At 66.2% G+C, this 7,836-nt stretch carries 9 protein-coding genes; 6 read left to right on the plus strand and 3 right to left on the minus strand.

The features are described 5' to 3' along the window. From QOD90_RS21700 to QOD90_RS21715, 4 genes are all read left to right on the plus strand, one after another. The coding region (locus QOD90_RS21700) for an STAS domain-containing protein (RefSeq protein WP_526352916.1) at positions 1-265 on the plus strand (265 nt) is incomplete at its 5' end. A 161-nt stretch (positions 266-426) separates the two neighbouring features. Then, positions 427-1,566: a PP2C family protein-serine/threonine phosphatase gene (locus QOD90_RS21705; protein ID WP_526352930.1), complete on the plus strand. Its 1,140-nt coding sequence runs from the start codon at positions 427-429 to the stop codon at positions 1,564-1,566. Continuing rightward, positions 1,563-3,140: a sensor histidine kinase gene (locus QOD90_RS21710; RefSeq protein ID WP_526352918.1), complete on the plus strand. Its 1,578-nt coding sequence runs from the start codon at positions 1,563-1,565 to the stop codon at positions 3,138-3,140. Before QOD90_RS21705 ends, QOD90_RS21710 begins: the two co-directional genes overlap by 4 nt. Beyond that, a complete protein-coding gene (locus QOD90_RS21715; RefSeq protein ID WP_526352920.1) occupies positions 3,137-3,577 on the plus strand; it encodes a response regulator in 441 nt (146 codons plus the stop codon). The genes QOD90_RS21710 and QOD90_RS21715 overlap by 4 nt, the downstream gene beginning before the upstream one ends. A gap of 29 nt (positions 3,578-3,606) precedes the next feature. Here QOD90_RS21715 and QOD90_RS21720 read toward each other — a convergent pair whose 3' ends face one another. Further along, the gene (locus QOD90_RS21720; RefSeq protein ID WP_526352922.1) at positions 3,607-4,203 is read right to left on the minus strand and encodes a TetR/AcrR family transcriptional regulator; all 597 of its coding nucleotides are present in this window, start codon (positions 4,201-4,203) and stop codon (positions 3,607-3,609) included. Between the two features lie 151 nt (positions 4,204-4,354). On the opposite strand from QOD90_RS21720, the gene QOD90_RS21725 reads away from it, so the two are divergent. Continuing rightward, a complete protein-coding gene (locus tag QOD90_RS21725) occupies positions 4,355-5,719 on the plus strand; it encodes a WS/DGAT/MGAT family O-acyltransferase (protein ID WP_526352924.1) in 1,365 nt (454 codons plus the stop codon). Between the two features lie 2 nt (positions 5,720-5,721). On the opposite strand, the gene QOD90_RS21730 is transcribed toward QOD90_RS21725, so the two are convergent. After that, positions 5,722-6,960, minus strand: a complete 1,239-nt coding sequence (locus tag QOD90_RS21730) for a KasA/KasB family beta-ketoacyl-ACP synthase (RefSeq protein ID WP_526352926.1) — start codon at positions 6,958-6,960, stop codon at positions 5,722-5,724. Positions 6,961-7,221: 261 nt separating this feature from the next. On the opposite strand from QOD90_RS21730, the gene QOD90_RS21735 reads away from it, so the two are divergent. Continuing rightward, positions 7,222-7,743, plus strand: a complete 522-nt coding sequence (locus QOD90_RS21735) for a MarR family transcriptional regulator (RefSeq protein WP_526352928.1) — start codon at positions 7,222-7,224, stop codon at positions 7,741-7,743. Here QOD90_RS21735 and QOD90_RS21740 read toward each other — a convergent pair. Further along, a partial coding sequence (locus QOD90_RS21740) for a DUF5078 domain-containing protein (protein ID WP_526352932.1) occupies positions 7,695-7,836 on the minus strand: 142 nt, incomplete at its 5' end. The genes QOD90_RS21735 and QOD90_RS21740 overlap by 49 nt on opposite strands.

A 7,836-nucleotide genomic window follows, 5' to 3' on the forward strand; every position in this document is an offset into this window, starting at 1 on the left:
CTCGCCGCCACTGGAGGAGCTTCTCGCCGAGCTGATCGACGAGCGGCCGGACGCGTTGGTCATGGATCTGACCGCGGTGTCATTCCTCGCGTCGGTCGGGCTACGGATCCTCGCCGAAACCCACGAAAGGGCAGGCGGCACGGGCAAATTCGCAGTGGTAGCCACCGGACCGGTGACCGCGCGGCCCATTCAGCTGACCAAGCTCGACGAGTTCCTGGCGCTGTATCCGACCGCCGACGACGCCGTCGCCGCGCTGAGCGACTAATCGTGCGCGTCCGGCGCTGACACACCGGTACTGTCAACAGACTGTCAAGCAGGGGCAGCGCATTGATGGTGACGTTCGAAAGGGATGTGGTTGCCGTGGGCTCCCTGCGCGCCGAACCGACCGCCGAGGTTGGTGTGCGCGTCCAGAAACGACCGCTGTCGCTGCTCCTGGTGGAGGACGACCGCGGAGACGCCGTGCTCGTCGAGGAACTGGTCGCCAACGCCGACATCGACATTCGCTTGACGTGGGTGCCGTCGATGGCCGATGCGGACCGCGAACTGGCCCGGCTGCGGCCGGATTGCGTTCTGCTCGATCTGGATCTACCCGATGCGAACGGCATCGCCGCCCTCGACCACGTCACCAAGCGCGACCCCACCATTCCGATCATCGTGCTGACCGGCCTGAACGACGAGCACTTCGGCGTCTCCGCGCTCGCGTCGGGAGCCCAGGACTATCTGATCAAGGGCCGCGTCGAAGCCGAGATGCTGCGGCGGGCCGTGCTGTACGCAATCGAGCGAAAGCGCGCCGAGCTCACCTCGGCCGATCTGCGGGCCAGCCAGCTCCGGGCTCAGGAGAACGCGCGCCTCGAGCGCGGCCTGTTGCCGTCGCCATTGCTCCTCGACGACCCCGGCGTCGACATCGTGGCCAAGTATCGCCCCAGCCGGGAGAACGCTCTCCTCGGCGGCGACTTCTACGACTTCGTCCAGACCCCTGACCGGACCGTGCACGTGATGGTCGGCGACGTGGCGGGACACGGCCCCGACGAGGCCGCGCTCGGCGTCGCGTTGCGCATCGGTTGGCGCGCGCTGACATTCGCCGGCCTTCGCGGGCCCGAGCGCATGCGTCAGCTGGAGCGGATCCTGAGCGCCGAGAGCCCCGGCGCCAGGATCTTCGCGACGGTGCTCAGCCTCGCCATCTCCCCCCACGACCTGAGTTTCAACGCGGTCCGCGCAGGACATCCCGGCTTGCTGGTGCACGGTCCGAACTCGGTGGATTGGCTGGAGCCGCCGGCGGGGCCGGCCCTCGGCTTCGGCGGCACGGATTGGCCGGTGACCGAGCTGGAGCTGCCCGCAGGACACGGTCTGCTGCTGCTGACCGACGGCTTGTTCGAAGGGCACGCCGGGGCCGGTAACGAACGCCTCGGCGAGGACGGCCTTCTCGAGTTGGCTCGGTCAAGGGCGAACCTCCCCGGCCCGGCGTTCGTCGACGCACTCATCGACGACGCCGAGGAACGGGCGCGCATGCACGGAGGGCTCTCCGACGACGTCGCCGTGGTACGGGTCCAGCGGACCGGGCGATGAGCCCGATGCAAGAGACGCCCGCTCGACGGACGTCTGCGCTCACCGTGCAGGGTTGGCAGACGCTGGTGCTGTCGATCATGGGTGTCCTCGTCCTCGGCGCCGGGGTCGCGGGCGCGGTGCTGCTGCAACGGTATGACCAGGTGTCCCACGAACTGATCGATGAGGTCCAGCCCTCCCGCTCGGCGGCCTACCGATTGCAGGCGGCGCTGCGCGACCAGGAGACGGCGATCCGCGGGTATGCGATCTCGGCCGATCGCCAGTTCCTCGACCCGTACTACTCGGGCCAGCAGGCCGAGGCCACGGCGGCCGACGAAATCCGGCAACGCGCAGGTAGCCGCGCCGAACTCATCGGCGACCTCGACGTCATCGAACAGGCGGCCAGCTCGTGGCGGTCGTCGTTCGCCGAGCCACTCATCGCGAGCGTCACACCCAACACTCCGGCCGTGGTCAGCGCCGACGCCATCGAGCGCGGCAAGGTCGGATTCGACCGCATGCGAGCACTTTTCGACGCCCAGAATCAGCACCTCACCGATGCCCGAGCGGCGGGTTTGGCAAACCTGGACCACATTCGCTTCTGGCGCAACGCGGTTCTGAGCACCATCGTGGTGGTACTGCTGGCCACGGCCGTCGCGCTGGCGATCGTGATGCGGCGGGCCGTCACCCGTCCCCTGTCCCTTCTCGCAGCATCGTGTCGCCGGATCACGGAGAACAGCTTCGCCGAGAAGATCGTCCCGGAGGGGCCGAAGGACATCCGGGCCATCGCGGTCGACGTCGAGAACATGCGGCAGCGGATCGTCGCCGAACTCGAGGCGTCGCGCTTGGCCGAGGCACAATTGGACGAACAGACCGTCGAACTGCGCCGCTCGAACGCCGAACTCGAGCAGTTCGCCTACGTCGCGTCGCACGATCTCCAGGAACCACTGCGCAAGGTCACCTCGTTCTGCCAGCTCCTCGAGAAGCGGTATGGCGACCAACTCGATGAACGCGGCATCGAGTACATCGACTTCGCCGTCGACGGTGCCAAGCGCATGCAGGTCCTGATCAACGACCTGCTGACCTTCTCGCGCGTTGGCAGGCTCGGTTCGGCGCAGAGCACGGTCGAGCTCGACAGCGCATTGGACGCCGCGCTCGCCAACCTCACGATGGCGATCGATGAGTCCGGCGCGGAGGTAGTCCGTCCGGCCGACCCCCTCCCTCGGATCGTCGGCGATCCGACGCTGATCGCCATGCTGTGGCAGAACCTGATCGGCAATGCCGTGAAGTTTCGGCGGGAAGGCGTCGCGCCCCGAATCGTGATCGAGTGCCACCTCGACGACGAGGATCGGTGGTTGATCACCATGTCCGACAACGGTATCGGCATCGCACCGGAGTTCATCGACAAGGTGTTCGTCATCTTTCAGCGCTTGCACGGCCGCGACGTGTATGGCGGGACGGGCATCGGGCTGGCATTGTGCAAGAAGATCGTCGAACATCATGGCGGCACCATCTGGATCGACACGTCCTACACCGAGGGCACCCGTTTTCGCTTCACCCTGCCCGTGCCCGCGGCAAGTTTGGAAGGAACGCCCGAATGACACCAGCCGCTCGTCCGATCGACGTGCTTTTAGTGGAGGACGACCCGGGTGACGAGCTCATCACCCGGGAAGCCTTCGAGCACAACAAGATCAAGAACAACCTCCACGTAGCTCACGACGGCGAGGAAGGCCTGGACTTCCTCTACCGACGCGGCGCCTTCGAGGGCGCACCGACGCCAGACCTGATCCTGCTCGACCTGAACCTGCCGAAGTACGACGGCAGACAACTGCTCGAGAAGATCAAGTCCGACCCCGAGCTGAGTCACATTCCGGTTGTCGTGCTCACCACTTCCTCCGCCGAGGAGGACATCCTGCGGAGCTACAAGTTGCACGCGAACGCCTACGTCACCAAACCCGTGGACCTCGACCAGTTCATGAAGGCGGTCCGCCACATTGACGAGTTCTTCGTCCAGGTGGTGCGGCTACCGCAGGGTTGAGTCGTCAAGGGCGACTTGACGACTCCGACTCAGTCGGACTCGTCCAGCTTGAGCAGTCGCGGGACCAGCTCGACCAGGTTGGTCCGCAACACGTCGTCGTCGAGGTCTGCGACGATGGGGTTGACGACCGAGCCCGCGATGGCCGCCGACATGATCGCGGCCGCGACCCTGGCCTTGGTGTCGTCACGTTGGTCGAGGAGGACGCCGTAGAGCCGGCTCATGAAGAGTTGAAACGGCGGGTGTTCACCGAGAATCCGCACGATGACGGGATCACTGGTGAGGGTGCCCACCCACTGCCTTCTGGTCACCGCCAGGTCGATCAGTTGGATCAGCAGCGTGCGACGCGCTTGCTGACGCTGGTCGTCCGCTTCCGCGGCCAGTAACGCGTCCTCCAGGATGGCCAACTCGTTCTCGGTGACCGCGATGACGATGTCGTTCTTCGACTTGTACTGGTGGTAGACCGCAGCCTTGGTCACCCCGATGGCGTCGGCGATCATCTGCAGTGACGTACCGCTGACCCCGTGTGCGCCGATGAGGTCGAGGGCGGCCGCCAGGATGCGTTGCTGGGGGCGGGTGCGCACGATGGCGCTGAATGGCCGGTCGGCCAGCCCATCCTCGGTGCCCACCCGGTCAGGTTAGCCGAGACGGTCAGTTGCACTCCGCGCCAATGCGCTTCGCGAGAGCGCCCGCGTGCCCTTTGCCACCTGCTCGTGACGATCCGAAATGCATTTGCCGATGGCTGAGTGAATCACCGCCACTGTGGGTACCGTCACGTCCATGAAGCTGATGTCGCCGACTGACTCGATGTTCCTGCTCGGCGAATCGCGAGAGCACCCGATGCACGTCGCAGGACTGCAACTGTTCAAGCCTCCCGAGGGCGCTGGGCCGGAGTTCATCCGCGACATGTACGAGACGATCGTCAAGAACGACGACTTTCAACCCACGTTTCGGAAACATCCCGGCAGATTGCTCGGCGGCATCTCCAATGTCGCGTGGGCGTTCGACGATGACGTCGACATCGACTACCACCTCCGCCGTTCGGGGCTTCCGAAGCCGGGACGCGTGCGAGAGTTACTCGAGTTGGTGTCGCGATTGCACGGCACCCTCCTCGACCGGCACCGGCCACTGTGGGAGGCGAGCCTCATCGAAGGCCTCGACGACGGTCGGTTCGCGGTCTACACCAAGATCCACCACTCGCTGCTGGACGGTGTCAGCGCCCAGCGCCTGACGATCCGGTCCATGTCGTCGGACCCCGACGACCGCGAGATCACGGTGCCGTGGACGCTGGGGCCGAAACAGCGGAGCGGGGACGCGAGTGGCGGGCGCTCACCGCTGCAGGCCATCACGGGAACCATCGGATCGCTGGCCGCGTTGGCGCCGTCCACCGTGTCGATCGCACGGGCCGCGCTGCTCGAGCAGGAGTTGACACTGCCCTTCCGGGCGCCGAAGACGATGTTCAACGTCCCCATCGGTGGGGCCCGGCGCGTTGCCGCGCAGTCGTGGCCGCTGGCTCGGATCAAAGCCGTCAAGTCCGCCGCGGGCGTCACCGTCAACGACGTCGTGCTGGCGATGTGCGCAGGCGCGCTGCGCGCCTACCTCATCGAACGCGACGCGCTGCCGGACGCGCCCCTGGTGGCGATGGTGCCGGTCAGTCTCCGCACGAAGAACGAGCAGGATGCCGGCGGGAACATGGTCGGCACCATCCTGTGCAACCTGGCCACCGACATGAACGACCCGGCGAAGCGGCTCGATGCGATCAACACCTCCATGCGTGACAACAAGAAGGTCTTCGCCGAGCTGCCGCGGTCGCAGGCGCTCGCCCTGTCCGCCTTCCTGATGTCGGGCATCGCCATGGGGTTGCTGCCCGGCTTCGTCTCCTCAGCACCGCCACCGTTCAACATCGTCATCTCGAACGTTCCAGGCGCTTCAGAACCGCTGTACTGGAACGGCGCCCGCCTGGACGGCAACTATCCGTTCTCCATCGCGCTGGACGGCCAGGCCTTGAACATCACCATGACCAACAACGGCGAAAACCTCGACTTCGGTCTCGTCGGCTGTCGGCGCAGCGTGCCGCACCTGCAGCGGCTGTTGATGCACCTGGAGGACTCGCTCGCCGAACTCGAGCAGGCCGTCGGCGCCTAGTTTCAGTACTTGCCGAAGGCCAGTACGACGTTGTGTCCGCCGAAGGCGAACGTGTTGCTCACGGCGTAGCGGTAGTCGGACCGTCGGGGTTGGCCGGTGACCACGTCGAGGTCGATCCGCTCGTCGAGTTGCGTCAGGTTCAGGGTCGCGGGCACGACGCCATCGCGAAGGGCCTGCACGGTCAGCACCGCTTCGATGGCGCCGGCCGCTCCGAAGGTGTTGCCGAGCGCCGCCTTCGGGGCGTACACCGCGGGCCGTTGGCTACCGAACACCTTTTGCAGGGCGGTCGCCTCGACGAGATCGCCGGCCACGGTCCCTGCCGCGTGCGCGTTGACCAGGTCGACGTCACCGGCGGTGAGGCCAGCCAGCTCCATGGCGCGCGTCAGGGCGTGGGCTTCCTGTTCGGCATCGGGATCGGAGAACATCGCGTCGAAGCCGTCGGAGGTGGTGGCCGCACTGAGTAGACGGGCCAGGATGCGCGCGCCCCGCGCCTTCGCGTGGGCTTCGGTCTCGATGATCAGCAGCGCGCCGCCTTCGCCGAGAACCATGCCGTGACGGTCCCTGTCGAACGGCCGACACGCACCCGTGGGGTCGTCGTTGTCGGTCGACATCACGCCGTCGAGTTGGGAGTACGCCGCGATGGGCACGCCCTCGATCGGGGACTCGACGGCACCGCAGATGACGACGTCGGCGTCACCGAAGACGATCTGCTGCCACGCCTGGGCGATCGCACCCGCACCGGAGGCGTCGGCCATCATCGGTGCCGACACACCTGCTCGGGCTGCCCGGTCGAGTCCGATGGCCGCAGCCGGCCCGTTGGGCATGAACATCTGGACGGCGAGCGGCGAGACCGCCTTCAGACCCCGCTTGCGCATGTCGATGTAGGCGAGGATGACTTCCTCGGCGGTACCGAAGCCGGTGCCCACCGACACGGCGAGCCTGGTCGGATCCATGTCGGGCGAGCCGCTGTGCGCCCATGCCCGCCGGGCCAGTATCAGTGCCATCTTCTGCGGATACGACAGGCGGCGCAGCTCGACCCTGCTCAGTTCGGAATCGAAGTTCTCGAGAAGTTGGCCACCGATGGTGACTGGCAGGTCGAGTTCGTCGACGAAGGCACCCGACAGTCCGCGGATGCCACTGGCGCCGTTCAACAGCCCGGCCCAGGTGTCCTCGGCGTCGGTGGCGAGCGCGTTGGTCATCGCGAACCCCGTGATGACCACGTCAGGAAATTCGCTCAGCATCTGAACCTGCCTTTCACGTGTGCAGACCAATTCTCCCGTCCGCATTCGGCGCTACGCACCCGGGGATGGGTTCCCGAAGTCAGCTTGGCCAATCGCGAACCCGGCGAAGGCCATCTTTCTCCCCAGCCTGCACGCAGGGACCAGATTGCCAGAACCGACGACCGCGCCGAAACCTGCAGCCGCTCGGAAATCAGCATCGGCGTCGGTAGGTTCGTCGATTCATCCTGCCGCCACGGCGAACAATAGTTAGACTTGCTCACTATGACGCAGGTGATCAGCGCCGAGGACGTGGCCATCGAGATGGCCTCCGAGTTGCTGGCGACGTTCGCAGGCATGTTCACGGGCATGCGCCGCAGCGACGCCGTCCGCATCGCCGCGGGCAACGTGACGTGGGCCCAGCACGCGATACTCCACGCGGTGATCACCAACGAGCGCCCGATGCGCGTGAGCGACCTCGCGGCGGACATCGCGCTCAGCGTCGCGTCGACCACGGTGGCGACCAGACGGCTCGAGCAGCAGCGCCTCGTCAGACGGGTGAAGGATCTAGCGGATCACCGATCGGTACTGATCGCCATCACCACCAAGGGTGCCGCCGCACATCGTAGATCGATGGACACGGCGCAGACCGTGCTCGCGGAGCAGTTGAGCACGCTCGACGAGGCACAGAGCCGTGCATTGCGGGACGCGTTGCCCGCCTTGACGCGGCTGATCGAGCTCGCCGCGGTCGATCCCCTCTACGGCGTGGCTTCCCAGTCCCAGACGGACATGTCGCCTGCCGGGTAGTTCATGCAGACGTCGGTGGCCTTGGCGGCGACGCCCTTGTTGTTGAAGAAGACCTTGGCCCAGTTGCCCCAGTGCGTCGCCACGTTCTCGTAG

Origin of the sequence: Mycobacterium sp. (assembly GCF_032161845.1) — a bacterium.
Lineage (GTDB): Bacteria > Actinomycetota > Actinomycetes > Mycobacteriales > Mycobacteriaceae > Mycobacterium.